Genomic DNA, 15,820 nt, shown 5'->3' on the forward strand with positions numbered 1-15,820 from the left:
TTCCTAGGCGTCTGGCGGCAGTTCCACGGTGAAGGTCGAGCCTCGGCCCACCTCGCTCTCCAGCAAGATGGAGCCTCCGAGCGCACTGACAATCTGCTGCGTGATGTGCAGCCCCAGCCCCAGGCCCCCGTAATGACGCTCGGATACGGCTCGCTCGAACTTGCCGAAGATGCGGCCCCGGTGCTCCGGCGCAATGCCAATGCCCTCGTCCCGCACCGACAGCTTCGCCAGGCCATTCTCCCACCCGACGCGCACGTGGACGGGCCGGCCCGCCCCGTACTTGAGCGCGTTGGTGAGCAGGTTCGTCACCACCTGCTCCAGCCGCAGCCGGTCCCACCGGCCCACCACTGGTGACCCGTCCCCCAGCTCCACCCGGCACTCCACACGCGAAGCCTCGGCGGAGAGCTGCTCCAGCACGTCCCGCGCCACCGCCCTCAGGTCCACCTCTTCCAGGTGCAGCGGGAGCCGCCCCTGTGCCAGCTTCGCCACGTCCAACAGGTCATTCACCAGCCCCGCCAGCTTGCGCACCTGAGACTCGCAGCCCCGCACCACCCGCAAGACGCGCTCGGGAGACACCGGCTCGTTCACCTGCGACTCCACCACCCGCCGCAGCCCCTGCAATTGCAGCCGAAGCGGGGTCAGCGGCGTCTTCAGCTCGTGCGAGGCCACCGCGAGGAACTCGTCGCGCAGTCGCACCGCCCGCTGTGATTCCAGGAAGAGCCGCGAGCTCTCCAGCGCCGCCGCCAGCCGGTGTGCCAGCTCCTGGCCCATGGAGAGGTCCTCCGGACACAGGCATCCCCGCGGCCTGCAGGCCCCCAGCGTGACGAGCCCCAGCACCCGCTCGTGCGAGCGCAGCGGCACCACCATCACCGAGCACACCTCTCCCGCCTCCATCACCTGCTCCAGCGGCACGAAGCCTGACGACACCTGCCGCCAGGTCTCCGCGCGGAAGTCATGGAAGAGCAGCGGCTCGCCCGAGTGCAGTGCCTGCAACAGCGGACCCCCGGAGTCGTGCATCGAGGGCGTGGGCCAGGCCCGCCACAACCGCGGCTCCCTCGAGGGGTCCTCATGGGCCGCCGCCGCGCGCCGCAGCCCGCCCTCGGGCGTCACCAGGTCAATGACACACCAGGAGGCCACCGACACGCTCGCCAGACCCGCCACATGTTGGAGCGTGGCGTCCGACACCTCCAGCGACTGGCCCAGCACGCGGCTGGCCGTGGCGAGGAAGCGCACCGCTCCCTCCGCGCGCTTGAGGTCCGTCAGGTCCAACACGAAGGAGATGACGCGCTCCAGATCCTCCACCTGCGCCGCGCCCGTCAGCACCGGCACGCGGCGGCCATCCCCGCGCACCAGCTCCATCTCGAAGGCGGTGAGCACCCCGCGCGCCAACAGCTCGATCTGCTTGCGCCGCCCGGCATCCTTGCCCTCCGCCGGCACCAGCACCCCCCACTGCAGCGCGCCCCGCTCCATCTCCTGGCGGCTGTACCCGACGAGCGCGAGGAAGGCCGCATTGGCCTCGTGGATGACCCCGTCCTTGTCGGTGAAGGCCAGCCCCATCATGTCCGACTCCATGATGCGGCGGAACACCGCCTCCCCCTGGCGCAGGGACTTCTCCAGGCGCAACCGCTCGGTGATGTCCTCGAGCAGGGCCACGGCGGCCGTCACCCGGCCCTCGGTGTCCTTCACCGGCCCGGCGCTCACCGACAGGCTGAGACGGCTGCCGTCCTGGCGCTGGACGTCCAAGACCTCGCCCCGAATCGTCTCTCCCTGGGTGAGGGCTCGCACCAGCGGCCACTCGTGGGGCTCGTAGAGCCTCCCATCCGCGTGGAACCCGGAAACGGCCACCAGGTCCTCCTCCAGGTTCCAGTCTCCCGGTATGGGCCCGCCGTTGAGCCGCGCCACCTGCTCATTCCCCATCATCATCCGGCCGCTCGGGGCCTCGGCGAGGATGACGGCCTGGGGCAACTGCTGAAGCACGGCCTTCAGACGGAGATGCTCCAGCTCCAGCAACCGGCGGTGTTCCTCGGCCTCGGCCCGCGCCCGCTCGGCCTGCTCGCGCAGCTCGCGCTCTCGCGCGTACAGGTGGGCACGCTCCAGCGCCTGGGCGCACTGCCTGGCGACGAGGCAGGCGAAGTCCCTGTCCTCCTCCGCGAAGCCCCGCTCCCGCTCGAAGCCGAGCGTCAGCACGCCCAGCACCCGCCGCTCCACCTCCAGCGGCAGGCTCGCCCAGGCGCGCTGGTTGCTCAATTGCTTGTCGTGGGTGAACGGGTAGCGCTCCCGCAGCGACGCCAGCGACTCCACCCATACCGGCTCGCCCAGACGCGCCGCCTCGGCGACCGGCACCGGTGCATCCACTGGCAGGCAGCCCCACGTCTCGAGGTCCACCGCGGGGATTCCTTCCACCCGGACGAGCCTCAGCCCCTGCTCCTCCATCAGATAGATGGTGCAGTCGATCGCGCCCATCGCCGGCCCGGCCTGTTGAACGATGACCCCAGCCACCTGGTCGGGCGTGAGGGCCTGCGATAGCTTGCTCGTCACCTTCTGGAGCCGCAGCAACCGCTCCACCGTCTTGCGCGCACTGTGCTGCCGCGTCTCGCTCACCCGTACCCCGGGGCAGGAGTCCACACGTTCAACAGCGCCCACGCCTTCTCTTCCTCCTGCCCCCGAGGACAGGAGGCATGGGCAGGGGGCGGGGGACTCGGGCCCATGGGTGCGCGCGCTCCCCTTACAGGCGCGCGGCCGAGGCGTAGCCGCTGAACAGCTCGCTGGCGAACCTCGCTCGCTCTCCCCCCTCGGCCCGGCGGATGTAGTCGTTCAACACGCGCCCGCCCTGCCCTCGCTGCTCCGGAAAGCGCAGGTTCATCCGCGAGCGCTTCACCCCATTACTCCCGCGATGCACGAAGACGACGGTACCGTCGCGCTCCACCGTCTCGATGACGCCCACGTGCGTCAGCCCGTCGTTGCGCACGCCATCGCGGTTGCGGTCATACGTCTCGCGGAAGAAGACGATGTCCCCAGGCTTCGGCGTGCGCTTGTGCAACGCCCCCGCGCGCTGGGCCCGCCGATGAATGGCGCTCACCGCGTTCTCACCAGGCAGCGTGCCGTGCGACAGCAGCTCGATGCCCACGGCCTGGTAGGCGGCCCGCACCAGCCCGGAGCAGTCATCCGGCACCCGGTGCGCGGCCAGTGAAGCGCCCACCAGCTTCCCGGCGCGGCTGGCCACACGCCGTCCCCGAGGCAGCGGGGCCGCGGGCCTCTTCTTCTTCTTGGGCGCGGCCTTCACCACGGACTTCGTGCCCCGGGTACGGGAGGGTGTTCCGGTGGAGACCGTGGCCTTCTTCGACTTCGCCGCGGGCTTCACCGGTTCACGCGGTGCGGCAACGGCCGGAGCCGTGCCGAGCACACCGAGCATCAATGGGAGCAGGAGCTTGCGAAGCATCATGCAGGCAGACGAGCGTACCGCGCCGCGCATTCACCCGCGAGGATCCGGACTCCCATCTCCTCGTGCCCGCCTGTTCGCCAGGCTACGGCTCGCGGCTCCCTGGCGCATGGCTCACACATTCCGTGACATCGCCCACCAGCGGACTCCACCCACCTAGGCCACAGACTCTTCGGGGGGGATGGTCTTGCTGTCCGAGCACATCCAGAGGCTCCACGAAGCGGTGCCGTTCATTCCGGCCTCGCCGCTCCTGCTCTTGTTCATTCTCGCGTCCGCCCTGCTGGCGCTATGGCTTGTCTGGCCCTTGCTGGGGGGATGGCTCCCTCGCCTGACGGCCTTCATCTCTCCCTTCCTGCCCATTGGGCTTCTCCTGCTCGCCACCGGCACCGCCGCCTTCCTTCTCATCGAGCGGAGCATCCATTTCCTCTGGGAGAGCCCGGCCCTGTGGACGGCGCTCCGTCGGCTCCCATTGGTCGAGGCGTTCGACTGGCTCTGGCCCTGGTTGCCGACAGTCCTCGCCTTCTTCCTGCTCCTCCTCGCCGGGGCCGTCTCTCTGTCGCGCCGCAGCTTCCACCTGGTGACGCTCCTCGTCCTGCTGTCCGTCACCTTGGGAGTCGTCCTGCACGAGGAGCCACGCCGCTTCGAGCCGTCCAGCCCGGAGGCGCGAATGACCTCGGAGATCGCCACCGAGCGGCTCGCGGATCGCATCTTCGCCCCGCTCTTCCATGTGCCTGACGCCAAGCCAGACGCCGTCACGGTGGGCGCGTTCGGGCTGGTCCTCTTGCTGGGCTTCAGCTGGTTGGATCGCCTCAACCTCCGGCGCTCCCTGCGGCCCATCCGCGTCGCCAGCATCCGGGACGCCCGAGGGCAGGGCGAACCGCGTGAACGGCCGGACCTCGAGCAACTCATGCGCGAGCACCTCCATCGGAATATGCCTCACACCCCTCCGTGGCTTCCCGGTGGCACGCTGCAGTACTGGCAGGACTTCGTGGAGAAGCAGGCCACCAAGGATGACCACTGGCTCGTGCGGGCGGCGACCGTCGTCCTGCGCGTCATCCAACCTCCGAGCGGATTGGAGATCACCGGCACCCTGGTGCAGGAAGAGGAGCTGGGACTGCCACCCGAGGAGAGAGGGAAGGCGAAGAGGCCCCCGAGTCCCCGGAACCGGTGCGGCATCATGGTCCACATGGTGGACCTGCGGACCCGTCAGACGCTGATGGCGCGCACCATCTGGAACGAGGAGTGCATCGAGAACGCCGTGGAGCAGGCGGCCTACGCCGCAGTGGAGCGCGCCTTCCGGGAATGCAAGACGCTGCCGGAGTGGGTGCATTGGGAGGAGGACGACGGCGCCGCGCTCCGCATGTACCACCAGGGAGTCCGTGAGCTCACCATGGGAGCCTGCGGCCAACAGTCGACGCAGAAGGCCAGGAGGCTCCTGTTGGAAGCGGCGAAGCGCAGTCCGGGGAGCGCGCTGGCCCGGCTGCAGCTCGCCGAGGCTCGCGAGGCCTGCGGAGACTACGTGGGGGCCATCGAGCTCTACCTCAATGTCGCCTCGCGCTACCCGCGCCTGCTGGTGGCGAAGTACCGGCTGGCCTCCACCTGCCGTGCCTTCCGCCGGTGGGGCCAGAAGATGATGGATGAGCAAAGCACCCAGGTGCCGAAACCAGAGCCAAGACCGGAGGGACGGCTGGCCTCCGTCCGCGAGGCCCTCCGCCGGTGGAGCCAGAAGCTGAGGAACGAGCCGAAGAAGACCCGGCCGGGGCCCGAGGTGCAGAAGCCGAGGGAGCGGCTCCTGCAGGCCCTCTCCTCACCCTATGCCCGGAAGTTGTGGAAGCCCTCCTGGACGAGCCTGTGTTGCCGCAGGGCGCGTGCCGAGCTCGACATCCACTGCCAGGACAACCTCCACACCGCGCTGCTCAACATGGCGCACCGGGCCTTGCGGCAACAGGGGAGCGTGCTCCGGTTGCTCCATTGGTGCCTCAACGCCACGGATCGCCGCCTCTTCTGGCACACCCGGCTGTGGCCTCCCCGCAGGCAGCAGGACTTGCGCCTGGCGACCCGGTCCGCCCTGCGCTGCGTGGAGTGGCATCGCATCCAACACCAGCGCACCCTGCACCAGCGAAGCGAGAAGCGCTTCAGCTACCAGACCCCGTGTCTGTATGGCCGGCGGATGTGGACCCGCGTCCTGGCGCGGAGACTGTCCCGCGAAGTGAACCAGGCCTCTCGCATTCCCCGAAACTGGCTGGGGGCCGCCAACTTCAACCTCGCGTGCTTCTATGCGCTGTGCATGGAGGCCGAGCAGCGCGAGCTCCTGTCGCGGCTGTCAAAGCTGTGGAACGAGACGGACTCCGAGCGCCGCGCGCTCCCACTGGCCGATGAACCCCTCGCCTGTGCCTATACACGAGCGCTCACGGCCACTCAGTCGATTCGACAGACGGAGAAAGGGCCGTTCAACGAGAGGCGCAAGGAGGAGGTGTCGGCACTCAAGACGCTGATGGACACGGCCACCCGACTGGTCTGGACCTACCGGGAGGAGCTGCCCTGGTGCTCGCGCAGACAGCTGCGCCGGCAGATCCTGGCCGTCGAGAGCACACCGCAGCCCCCACCACCCGCATGGAAGGACCTCCCCAAGGGCTCGCGCAAGGAGCTCAAAGCCCTGGCCCACCACGTGGTGAAGTCCCACAAGCATGTCCAGGACGCCATCGAGCACCTGACCTGCTCGCTGAGAGACCCCGAGGGACCGTTCTCGTCCAAGACCTGGCATTGGCTGATTCGGCACCCGGACCTGGATGCCCTGGGCCAGCAACCCAGGTTCCAGGCCTGGCAGCAAATCATCAGGCCCGAGGGCGAGACGCTGCCCGCTCGGGCCAAGGTGAAGGCACGCAAACGTCCTGGGACGAGTGCCAGGACCCCGTGGCCGGAGCGCCCCGAGGGGACAGCTCCGGCCACGGGGTGACTCAGGTGCGCAGGCGACTCAGCAGCCAGCCTCCGCCCACCAGGCCCAGCACCGCGCCCAGCGACTTCACTGGGCTGCGGAGCAACCGCGACTCCAGCACGTCCACGCGGTCCGCCATCAGCAGCAGCATCACGTGCTGTACCCGGTTCTCGGGGATGCTGTACGCCACGCTCCGCAGCACCCCGCTCAATCCCTTGGGCGGCACCGCGGTGCCGAACGCCGGCGTCAGCTCGTCCAGCTCCGCCCGCTTCAACACGGGGAAGTCCGGCGGCGGCTGGCGCTCCGGCCGCTCCCAGTGCGCGCCCCCGCGCGGCTCCGGCTTCAACAGCATGGGCACCCCAGGCCGGTTGCGAGGGTCTCCATCCACGCCCCACCCGGGAATGTCGGCGTGCACCTGCTCGGATGTGCTCGGTTCTTGGTCAGCCATTCCGTGTCTCCTCACGCATGCCCGTGCGGCAGCAGCACGCACTTGATGCACCCATCCAGCTTCTTCTCGAAGAGCTCGTACGCACGCGGAATCTCGGCGAGCGGGAACCGGTGCGTGATGATGCCCTTGGCGTCGATGCGCCCCGCGCGGATGTGCTCCAGCAGGTGCGGCATGTAGCGCTTCACGTTGCACTGACCCATCCGCAGCGTGAGGCCCTTGTTCATCGCCGTGCCGATCGCCACCATGTTCCACGGCGGCCCGTACACGCCGATGATGGAGACGGTGCCGCCCTTGCGTGCGGATTGAATCGCCCAGTTGATGGCAGTGGGCGAGCCCGCCTCCATCTTCAGCTTCACCCCGAGGATGCTGTGCAGCGCGGAGCCCTCGGCCTCGAGGCCCACCGCGTCGATGCACACGTCCGGCCCGCGCCCCTGCGTCCGCTCCTTCAAGGTGGCGACGATGTTCTCCTCGTCCTTGAAGTTGAGCGTCTCCACCTGGGCGTACTGGCGCGCGAAGTCCAGCCGGTACTCGAGGCTGTCCACGGCGATGACGCGGCCGGCGCCCAGGAGCCACGCCGACTTCATGGCGAAGATGCCCACCGGGCCGGCGCCGAACACCACCACCGTGTCCCCCGGCTGGATGTTGCCCATCTCCGCCCCCTGGTAGCCCGTGGGCAGGATGTCGCTGAGGAACAGCACCTCCTCCTCTTCCATGTCATCGGGAATCTTCATGGGCCCCACGTCCGCGAAGGGCACGCGCACGTACTGCGCCTGGCCGCCCTCGTAGCCGCCAGTGGTGTGCGAATACCCGTACACCCCCGAGGCCATCTCACTGTTGGGGTTGGTGTTCTCGCAGCAGGCCGTCAGCCCACGCTTGCAATAGAAGCAGGTGCCGCACGAGATGTTGAAGGGCACCACCACCCGGTCCCCCGGCTTGAGCGTGCGCACCGAGGTGCCCACCTCCTCCACTACGCCGGCGAACTCGTGGCCGAACGTGCAGCCCACGCGCGTGTCGGTGATGAAGCCATGGAGCAGATGCAGGTCAGAGCCACAGATGGCCGAGCGCGTCACCCGGATGATGGCGTCATTGGGGTGCAGAATGACCGGGTCCGGCTTCGTTCCCACCGAGACCCGGTAGGGCCCCTCGTAGATCATCGCTTGCATTGTGTGCTGCCCTCCTCTCGCGCCGCCCTCGCGACACGGTCGTGAAGAACCGTGGCCGCCCTCGGCCACACCGCTGCACCGACAAGCTACGCACCGGCCCAGCGGGTGGACTCCCAGCCCGGCAACCCCTTCCGCCCCAGCACCAGCCACGGGAGGGCTCCCCTGCCCGGCCGCCGATTGCACGCCTTGACGCATTGCCCCATCGGACGCGAGGGATTGGCTGTTCGAGAGAGGGGCTGAGCCGTAGAATCGAACTGGGAGAGCCCCCGACGTGTTGCCCTACTTCCCCTTCGAGCAAGACAGCTATGCGATGACGCTGGGCGTGCGCGCGCTGCGGCCCGACGAGACCCTCATCGAGGTCGACGAGGCGCACTACGCGCGCGAGCTCGCGCTCAAGGCGGCCAATCTCGCCGCCAATCCCCGCGCCCGCTTTCAGGCCCTGCCGGGCACTGAGCCCCACCAGTGGGAGACGGTGACGGTGCTGCTGCCGCTGATGGCGCGCCAGAATCCCCAGCACTTCGCCCTGGAAGTGGAGGGCACGCGCTGGCGCTGGCGCAATCTGCTGCTCGGCACGGAGACGCTCTTCACCCCGGGGGACACAGGCAGCCTCCCCCACGCGCCGCTCGACTGGCTGGGCCGGCAGGTGCAGGAGGATCTCCTGCTGATGGACGGCACGCGCGAGGGACTGCCCATGATGGCGGGGCAGCTCTGCTTCCCCTCCATGTGGTGCCTGGACGAGAAGATGGGGCGCTCGATGCTCGACATCCACACCCCAGTGCCGGGCTTCGTGTCAAAGCTGGGCACAGCCACCACGCGGCTGATGGAGGGGCTCAAGCCCGGACGCACCGTCACGCGCTGCAACTGGGCCCTCACGGTGTCGGACCGGATGGACCTCGAGCCCTGGACGCTGCCGGAGTGGAAGCACCTCTTCGAGGGCATTACGCGGGAGAACGCGGGGGAGCGGTGCTTCCTGCGGCTAGAGCGGCAGACGCTCTCGCTGATGCCAAATACGGGCGCCATCCTCTTCACCATCCACACCTACCGCGCCCCAGTGGCCACCGAGGTGGAAGACCCGGCGCGCCGCCGCCGGCTCGCGAACGTGCTGCGTACGGTGCCCGCGGATACGGCCACCTATAAGCGAATCAGCTCGTTCCTCGAGCCGCTGGTGGCCTGGCTGGACTCCGAGCCCGTGCCGCAGGCGGCCAACTCCTGAGCGGGGTCAGCCAGAGGACGGCGGATACCTGGAGCGATGCAACCGGCTCACTTACCGCTCGGGTGGGCGAGCGAGGGGCTCCGACACTCCGTTCCTGGTAGCGCGTCCGAGATACTCCAGTGTCTGCGTCCTCAAGGTCCCCTTGGGGGAACGCCCATACTGGACCGCGGTCACCAAGGGCTCACTCGCGCACTGGGAATCCTTGTCGATGATCTCCGTGAGCGTGACTCCCACGAGCTCCCGGTCCCTGGCCACGGCGCGGCTCTTCTCCTGGGGTTTGCCTCGGGCTGGAAGCAGTTCCTGGGGAGTGGGCCGCCGCGACAGGCAGATACAGTGCCCCGCCGTGATGACGAGGCGTGGATGGATGAGCACTCCACTACAAGGCTTCATCACCCTTCTTCCAGTGGAGTCCGTCATGGCCGCGGTGACCATGACGGCAGGGAGAAACTTGTTCTCGACATCCGTGGGGCCTGGCCCGGTCAGCAGGACCCCCTGGGGCAACAGTTCCTCGGAAGCGGGGAACTCGTCCCAGGGCTCCCCGAGCGTAGGCGTGCTCGCCGAGCAGGCGGCGTGGAAGACGAGAGGAAGTGCTGACAACAGCAGAAAGAGCTTCCAGTACCGAAGGCCAGACACGCGATTCCTCCCGGGATTCAGGTCACATGGCGCACGATGGGCCATGCTCCGCGAGGCTTGGAGCCCGTACGTCAGGGAACTGCAGCATCCAGGGAGGGAGTACCTCGTGGCTCGGGTGAATCCGCCTTGGACGCAAGTTCCATCTCCTGTGCCAGCCACTCGCGGTATACGAAGGTGCTCGTGCAGGTGGGCTCCTTGCCCAGTCCCCTGCTGGAGATGCCGACGAGCGCAGGGGAGCCCGCGCCTTCACGCAGGCAAGGCCCTCCCGTGTCACCCCGGTAGGCGTGCAGGTCGGACGAGCCAAGCAGGATTCTTCCTTTATCCGGGTCGAGGAAGCCCGCCACCGTCTCCCGGCTGAAGCGGCGCCGCCCATCCAATCCGCCGGTGTCCTCCAGGTAGCCATGACCCACCACGGTCATCGACTCACCGGCCCGGACTTCTTCCTTCGCCAGCGGGATAGGTGGAACGTTCTCCTCCACGGACCCCTCCAGGAAGATGAGAGCCAGGTCCGCCTCACTCGTCACCACGACGTTCCGGGTGTCCATCAGGATCCGAAGTCGAGGATGGGGACGAACCCTTCCCTCATATTGGTCGGACCATTAGCGCCTTCCCTTCCCCCGGGAGGGAGAACCGTAGGTGAAGGTGGCCACAGTCGCTGTCGCCGCACAGGTGGATGGCTCTATCTGGAAGACGCGGCCATTCCCGCCCGGTGGAGCCTCCTTCCGCGCGCACACACAATGGCCTGCCGTCAGCACGAGGCGAGGGCTCACCAGGACGCCGCTGCACTCCCTGCGCTCCGGCGGGTTCTCCGCGAGGTGGCCCGTCACCGTGACGGTGGAAGGGTAACGGTTGGTGGAGTCCACTTCGCCGATGACCCGGGACCAGCGCAAGGCCGAGGCGCTTGCGTCAGTTCCTTCCATGCCCGCGGCCGCAGAGGACTCCGCTGCCGGGTGGACGGCGGGGCCCTTTTCGCCGTGTCCCACTGTCCCGGGCCCATCCTCCGTGCGCGCCACGCAGCCGCCGCACCCTGGAGATACCAGGGCGAGCAGGAGGGCCGAGGCAAGGAGCAGCTTGTTCATGACGTTGAACCTACAGCACAGCGCCCAACGGGCCTACCTGCCATGAACGCCCCACGCGGCACCTGCCCATGATGGCCGGGCATCAGCCGGAGGAGAAGATGGTACGCTCCCTCGTGCCGGGCTTCGCTCTTCATCCCATTCTTCGAGCCGCTGCTGGCCTGGCTGGACTCCGAGCCCGTGCCCCGGGTGGCCAACTCCTGACGGAGGGGAGCGCAGCATGCGCATCGCGGCATTCACCGGCTCCCTCGTCGATTCCCGGGTGGGGGCCCACGCCATCATCAACGCGGCCAATCCGGACGTGGGGCTCGGCAGCGGGGTGAGCGGAGCCCTCCGGGAGGCCTGCGGCGGAGCCGCGTTCCAGCGAGAGGTGCGTGAGAGGTTGGAAGAGGAGTACGGCGAGCCCCTCCAGCCCGGGGACTGCCTGGTGACGGGACCCGGAGCCAGCATCGCCTTCCGTTGGGTGTTGCATGTCCCGTCCGTGGACTACCGGCGGACGGATGCCGAGACCGGTGGCTCCACCGGACCCTCTCGGGTGAGGGCCTGCTTCCGCTCGGCGCTCGAGGAATCCGTCGCGCTGGCGCGGGAGCATGGGTTGAGCGGGCAATTCGTGCTCGCGACCCCACTCCTGGGCGCGGGGCACGGCGGGCTGGGTTCCATCGTGGCGCTGGACGTGCTGATGGGCACACTCCGGGACTACCTGCACGAGTGCCCCACGGAGGAGCGCGAGGTGCTCGCGCGCGTGGTCTTCGCCGTCCTCACGCCCGAGGAAGCCCGGCTCGTGGCGCTCGCGGCCGGCAAGCAGGGGCTTTCCTTCGCGCCGTGAAGGCACAGCGCGTGTTCGACACATGGCAGCACCTATGACCCGGGAGGCGTCGGCCATGGGACGACGAAAGCAGGTGTGTCCTCCCGCGCGCTCGCCGCAGCCAGGGGCTGGTGATAGAAGCCACCGGCATGTCACGCCGCGACCTCTGGCGAAAACTCTACGAGCGATTCGACCCGGAGTTGCCTGCTCCCATGGAATGGCGGGCTCCCCGTCCGCACAGCCCGGCGAAGAAGATGCTGGAGACCCTGGACCGGCCCTTCGGTACGCCGCGCATCCTGCTGATGGGAACGGTGGGCACGGGCAAGACGACGGAGTTGCTGCGCGTCGCCGAGGAGCGGGAACAGCGCGAGCTGGTCGTCTTCCTGGATCTGGAGCGGCACTTCACCAACGTGGTGAAGGACCCGAACGCGCTGTATCGGATTCAAGCCTGGGAGGTGTGCTTCCTGGCGGGCCTCGCGCTGGTGTTCCGATTCAAGGAGCGGTTGGGACTCGAGCTGGACCCCGAGATAGTGAAGCAGCTCGGCGAAGCATGGAAGCGGCTGGCCGAAGCCACCAACACCCCGAATCCCCAGCTCGACCTGAGTTCCTTCGCGAAGGAAGCCCTGGACCTGGGGGCGACCCTCGCCACCACGGGAGCACTGGGCGTGGAAGCCGCGGGGACCGCATTGGCGCTCAAGGGCGCCAAGACCGTGATGGGTTCCCTGCGCGCCTGGACCTGGAACCTGCCGCTCGGGCGCAGTGAGAAGCCTCTGCCAGATCAGGACCGGCAGGTGCAGGAGTTGCTGGGCGCCGTCAACCTGCTCCTGGGCGAGGTGCAGCAGAAGCACCGCAAGGTACTGCTCGTCATCGATGGCCTGGATCGGATCCGCGACCTGCCTCGCGCCAAGGCGCTCTTCGTCGAGTCCCAGCTTCTCTCCCAGCTCATCTGTCCCCTGGTGGTCTGTGGTCCCTTCGCGCTCCGGCACGACGTGGCCACGGCCGGAGTGCGGGGATTCAAGGCCAGCGCGCTGGTGAACGAGCCCGTGCTGGACCATGCCGACCCACGCCGTCCTGGAGACGGGGTGGCCTTCTTCCGCGAGCTGTATGCGCAGCGGGTGAAGGACCTCGGGGACGAAGCCCTGGGATTGGTGAGCCCGGGGTTGCTCGACGAACTCGCCTACTACTCGGGTGGGCGAGCGCGGGATTTCGTCCGGTTCATCCGCTCCCTCTCCGAGGTAGCGTGGGACCAGGATGCATCCGCGGCAACACCGGAGTTGGTGAAGCAGGTATTGGATGAATGGCGCTTGAGGCAGGAGACAGGACTGAACACGGATCACATCCGGCTCCTGCAGGATGTAATGAAGGATCCAGAGCACCGGCTGCCTCCAGGCGAGCTGGCGCATGAGTTGCTCGACTACCAGCACCTGTTGCCCTACCCGAATGACTCGGAATGGTACTACCCCCATCCGCTGCTAACGATGCATCTGGTCCGGCCACCCCCGGCTGGCTCCGCCGGCTGAAGGTCTCGCTGGGGCTGTCTGGCGCCGGGCTGTTGGTGCTGGTGGACCACGCCCGCCCCGAGCGACTGGGAGAGCTGGTTCGGACGTTGCTCCCCATCGCTCCGGAGCTTGAGGTCCATACCGAGGCCCACCGTCTGGCGGAGGCCCGACCCGGCGTGACGCTGGTGCTGGTGCCTCGCGCGGAGGACGCGGACTGGCTGAACATCAACCGGCCGCTCTTCGCCTCACGTGCGCTGCGCGTGGTGCTGTTCTGCACGCGCGAGGTGTCCGTGGCTCTGTCGCGGGGAGCCGTGGACTTCCTCGATTGGGTCTCGCTCCGGCTGGAATGTCCCGCGGGACCAGCGCCCTACGCGGTGGCGGGACTTCGCTGTGCACTGGCGGCCCGGGTGCCCGGCGTCGTGTGGACAGGGGGAGATCTGGAAGCGAGCTTCGCCGCGGCGAGACCGCGACGAGTGCTCCGGCGAATCAGTGCGGCGAGGCCTTATGCGGAGCTCGTTGCGGAGGTGAAGGCACTCGGCTCGAGGGAGTGGCTCGCGTGGACGGACGTAGATGGAGACTTCCGGCTGCGGAGGGTGCGCTGGGCCCTGGCTGAGGCCAGACGCCGGACGCGGGCCATCTTGGTCGAGCCGGCCGTGCGCTCCCCGGGGTGGTGGGAGGTGCACGGACGGGTGGCGGAGCCAACGGAGGCCTGCGAGCGATTGAGGAGCGCTGGGGCCAACCACCCGGGCCGACTGGCAGCGCTGGTGGACCTAGAGCCAGAAGCCATCCAGTTACTGGGCAGCCTCCTGGAACGAGGCGTCGGCGAGAGTTCCCTGGAAGAGGAACTTCTGAAGGAGACGGAGCCAGGAGCGGCTGTGGGGCGGCTCGCCTCTGTACAGGGCCTGGTGACAGAAAAGGAACTGGTACGCGGACGAGCACCTCCTCCCGCGATGCGCGCATTTGGAACGGAGCGGGACCGGATGCGGCGATTGCACGGAACGGAGTTGGACGCGATCGAGCAGTGGTTGCGCCCGGGAGAACAGGTAGACGCAGAGGACACGGCGTGGTGGTCCGCATGGGTAGGGACGATCCCCTCGCAAGAGCGGCTTGAGGGCTTCGGAGAACGGGGGGAGGTCGCGGAAGCGCTACTTCGGCATGCACCAAGAACAGGTCAAACCTGGGAGCAATCGGCATTCGTGGCATTTTCCACAGGAGACATGGATGTGACTCATGTCTGGGCCCAGCATGCCATGGAGGCTGACCCCTCAAGGTGGAAGATGCTTGCTCGTGTGCTCAGTGCTCAAGGGCACTACTTCGAAGCTGAATCGATTCTCCGGCACCAGCTTGAGGCAACTGAGTCAACACCCGGTCTGGCTCGTGGGTGGATTCTTCACGAGCTAGGCCATGTGCTCTATCAACAGGGTCAGTATGCCGAGGCAGAGGCTTTGATGCGCCAGTCTCTTGCCTTTGTCGAGCAGGCTCTCGGCCACCAACACCCCAACTACGCCGCCTCCCTCCATAGCCTTGCTATGTTGCAAGCAAGGCAGGGGAGGTACACCGAAGCAGAGGAATTACTGCGCCAGTCCCTTGAGATTATAGAAAAACCACTTGGCCCTCGCAATCGTGACTATGCTTCCTCGCTTCACGAACTGGCCAGGGTACTTGAAGTGCAAGGCCGGTATAGCGAGGCGGAGAAGCTACTACGCCAATCTCTCACATCTTTCGAACAGACTCTTGGCCCTCGACATCCCAACTATGGCGCCTCTCTTCATGAATTAGCCAGAGTGATTGAAAGACAAGGCAGATACGCCGAAGCGGAAGAACTGCTGCGCCAGTCTCTGATCATTATCGAGCAAACACTTGGCTCTCGGCATCCACATCATGGAGTGTCGCTTCAGTCCCTAGCCATGGTTCTCGAGACCCAAGGCAGACACACTGAAGCAGAAAATCTGCTGCGCCAATCTCTTGCCATTTCCGAACAGACGTACGGCACTCGACATCCGTCCTATGCGGCTTCGCTACACCAATTGGCCAAGGTGCTCGAAAGTCAGGGCCGAAACTCGGAGGCTGAGAACTTGCTACGTCAGTCCCTTACTATCAAGGAACAGACCATCGGTCTCCAGCACCCTGAATATGGTTCTTCGCTCCATGAACTGGCCAGGGTGCTCGAAAGTCAAGGCAAGTACGCCGAGGCAGAGGTGTTGCTGCGCAAGTCTCTCGCAATCAACGAACAGGCACTCGGCCATCAACACCCCCTGCTCTGCCCCACGCTGGCGAACCTCGGCCTCAACCTAGCCACACAAAGACGCCCGGTGGAAGGAGAGCCATTCCTTTTGCGAGCCCTCGACATTGCCCGCACAACCTGGGGACTGAAACATCCCGAAACAGCACAAGTCCTCACCCTGCTCGCGCGAGTCCAAGCCAGGTTGAAAAAGCCCGAAGCCGTCGCGACGGCCCGGGAGGCCATGGACGCACTCCTCGGCTCCTTGGGACCGGAGCACCCCATCACGAAGGATGCGCTCCCCTGGCTCGGCCAGCTCCTGGCGAGCAACAAATGAATCCGGTTCCCGGCTCATTCCATTGCTCTCGCGACCCAAGCCAGGAGTTGC

Annotated in this window: 12 protein-coding genes; 5 read left to right on the forward strand and 7 right to left on the reverse strand. The window is 67.3% G+C overall.

Going from position 1 to position 15,820, the window contains the following annotated elements; all coding sequences use genetic code 11:
- Positions 1 to 3 precede the first annotated feature (3 nt).
- Positions 4 to 2,643 carry a sensor histidine kinase gene (locus OV287_RS53370; RefSeq protein ID WP_267541794.1) on the reverse strand — a complete coding sequence of 880 codons (2,640 nt, stop codon included), beginning with the start codon at positions 2,641 to 2,643 and terminating at the stop codon, positions 4 to 6.
- Positions 2,644 to 2,725: 82 nt separating this feature from the next.
- Positions 2,726 to 3,442, reverse strand: a complete 717-nt coding sequence (locus OV287_RS53375) for an NlpC/P60 family protein (protein WP_267541795.1) — start codon at positions 3,440 to 3,442, stop codon at positions 2,726 to 2,728.
- A 178-nt stretch (positions 3,443 to 3,620) separates the two neighbouring features.
- Between OV287_RS53375 and OV287_RS53380 the strand changes: the two genes are divergently transcribed.
- Positions 3,621 to 6,395: a tetratricopeptide repeat protein gene (locus OV287_RS53380; protein ID WP_267541796.1), complete on the forward strand. Its 2,775-nt coding sequence runs from the start codon at positions 3,621 to 3,623 to the stop codon at positions 6,393 to 6,395.
- Position 6,396: 1 nt separating this feature from the next.
- Here OV287_RS53380 and OV287_RS53385 read toward each other — a convergent pair whose 3' ends face one another.
- The gene (locus OV287_RS53385) at positions 6,397 to 6,822 is read right to left on the reverse strand and encodes a hypothetical protein (RefSeq protein ID WP_267541797.1); all 426 of its coding nucleotides are present in this window, start codon (positions 6,820 to 6,822) and stop codon (positions 6,397 to 6,399) included.
- 11 nt (positions 6,823 to 6,833) lie between these two features.
- Entirely contained in the window at positions 6,834 to 7,985 is a 1,152-nt protein-coding gene (locus OV287_RS53390; RefSeq protein WP_267541798.1) for a zinc-dependent alcohol dehydrogenase, read from the reverse strand.
- 271 nt (positions 7,986 to 8,256) lie between these two features.
- On the opposite strand from OV287_RS53390, the gene OV287_RS53395 reads away from it, so the two are divergent.
- A complete protein-coding gene (locus OV287_RS53395; RefSeq protein ID WP_267541799.1) occupies positions 8,257 to 9,198 on the forward strand; it encodes a heme-dependent oxidative N-demethylase family protein in 942 nt (313 codons plus the stop codon).
- A gap of 51 nt (positions 9,199 to 9,249) precedes the next feature.
- On the opposite strand, the gene OV287_RS53400 is transcribed toward OV287_RS53395, so the two are convergent.
- The 3 genes from OV287_RS53400 to OV287_RS53410 form a co-directional block, all read right to left on the reverse strand.
- A complete protein-coding gene (locus OV287_RS53400; RefSeq protein ID WP_267541800.1) occupies positions 9,250 to 9,831 on the reverse strand; it encodes a hypothetical protein in 582 nt (193 codons plus the stop codon).
- 71 nt (positions 9,832 to 9,902) lie between these two features.
- Complete coding sequence (locus OV287_RS53405; RefSeq protein WP_267541801.1) at positions 9,903 to 10,376, reverse strand: trypsin-like serine protease; 474 nt, start codon at positions 10,374 to 10,376, stop codon at positions 9,903 to 9,905.
- A 54-nt stretch (positions 10,377 to 10,430) separates the two neighbouring features.
- On the reverse strand, positions 10,431 to 10,910 hold the full coding sequence (locus OV287_RS53410; RefSeq protein ID WP_267541802.1) for a trypsin-like serine protease: 480 nt from the start codon (positions 10,908 to 10,910) through the stop codon (positions 10,431 to 10,433).
- Positions 10,911 to 11,127: 217 nt separating this feature from the next.
- Between OV287_RS53410 and OV287_RS53415 the strand changes: the two genes are divergently transcribed.
- The 3 genes from OV287_RS53415 (at position 11,128) to OV287_RS53425 (ending at position 15,769) form a co-directional block, all read left to right on the forward strand.
- The gene (locus tag OV287_RS53415) at positions 11,128 to 11,733 is read left to right on the forward strand and encodes a macro domain-containing protein (protein ID WP_267541803.1); all 606 of its coding nucleotides are present in this window, start codon (positions 11,128 to 11,130) and stop codon (positions 11,731 to 11,733) included.
- Between the two features lie 128 nt (positions 11,734 to 11,861).
- The gene (locus OV287_RS53420) at positions 11,862 to 13,232 is read left to right on the forward strand and encodes a hypothetical protein (RefSeq protein ID WP_267541804.1); all 1,371 of its coding nucleotides are present in this window, start codon (positions 11,862 to 11,864) and stop codon (positions 13,230 to 13,232) included.
- A 1,196-nt stretch (positions 13,233 to 14,428) separates the two neighbouring features.
- Positions 14,429 to 15,769 (forward strand): tetratricopeptide repeat protein, encoded by a 1,341-nt coding sequence (locus OV287_RS53425; RefSeq protein ID WP_267541805.1) that lies wholly within the window; start codon positions 14,429 to 14,431, stop codon positions 15,767 to 15,769.
- Positions 15,770 to 15,820: the final 51 nt, after the last annotated feature.

The organism is Archangium lansingense, from assembly GCF_026626635.1.
In the GTDB taxonomy this organism is placed as follows: Bacteria; Myxococcota; Myxococcia; order Myxococcales; family Myxococcaceae; genus Archangium; species Archangium lansingense.

Coding starts and splice junctions, on each gene's coding strand:
- OV287_RS53405 (WP_267541801.1), bottom strand. CDS start 10,376: ATGGACACCCGGAACGTCGTGGTGACGAGTGAGGCGGACCTGGCTCTC.
- OV287_RS53385 (WP_267541797.1), bottom strand. CDS start 6,822: ATGGCTGACCAAGAACCGAGCACATCCGAGCAGGTGCACGCCGACATT.
- OV287_RS53425 (WP_267541805.1), top strand. CDS start 14,429: ATGGATGTGACTCATGTCTGGGCCCAGCATGCCATGGAGGCTGACCCC.
- OV287_RS53375 (WP_267541795.1), bottom strand. CDS start 3,442: ATGATGCTTCGCAAGCTCCTGCTCCCATTGATGCTCGGTGTGCTCGGC.
- OV287_RS53415 (WP_267541803.1), top strand. CDS start 11,128: ATGCGCATCGCGGCATTCACCGGCTCCCTCGTCGATTCCCGGGTGGGG.
- OV287_RS53410 (WP_267541802.1), bottom strand. CDS start 10,910: ATGAACAAGCTGCTCCTTGCCTCGGCCCTCCTGCTCGCCCTGGTATCT.
- OV287_RS53420 (WP_267541804.1), top strand. CDS start 11,862: ATGTCACGCCGCGACCTCTGGCGAAAACTCTACGAGCGATTCGACCCG.
- OV287_RS53390 (WP_267541798.1), bottom strand. CDS start 7,985: ATGCAAGCGATGATCTACGAGGGGCCCTACCGGGTCTCGGTGGGAACG.
- OV287_RS53380 (WP_267541796.1), top strand. CDS start 3,621: ATGGTCTTGCTGTCCGAGCACATCCAGAGGCTCCACGAAGCGGTGCCG.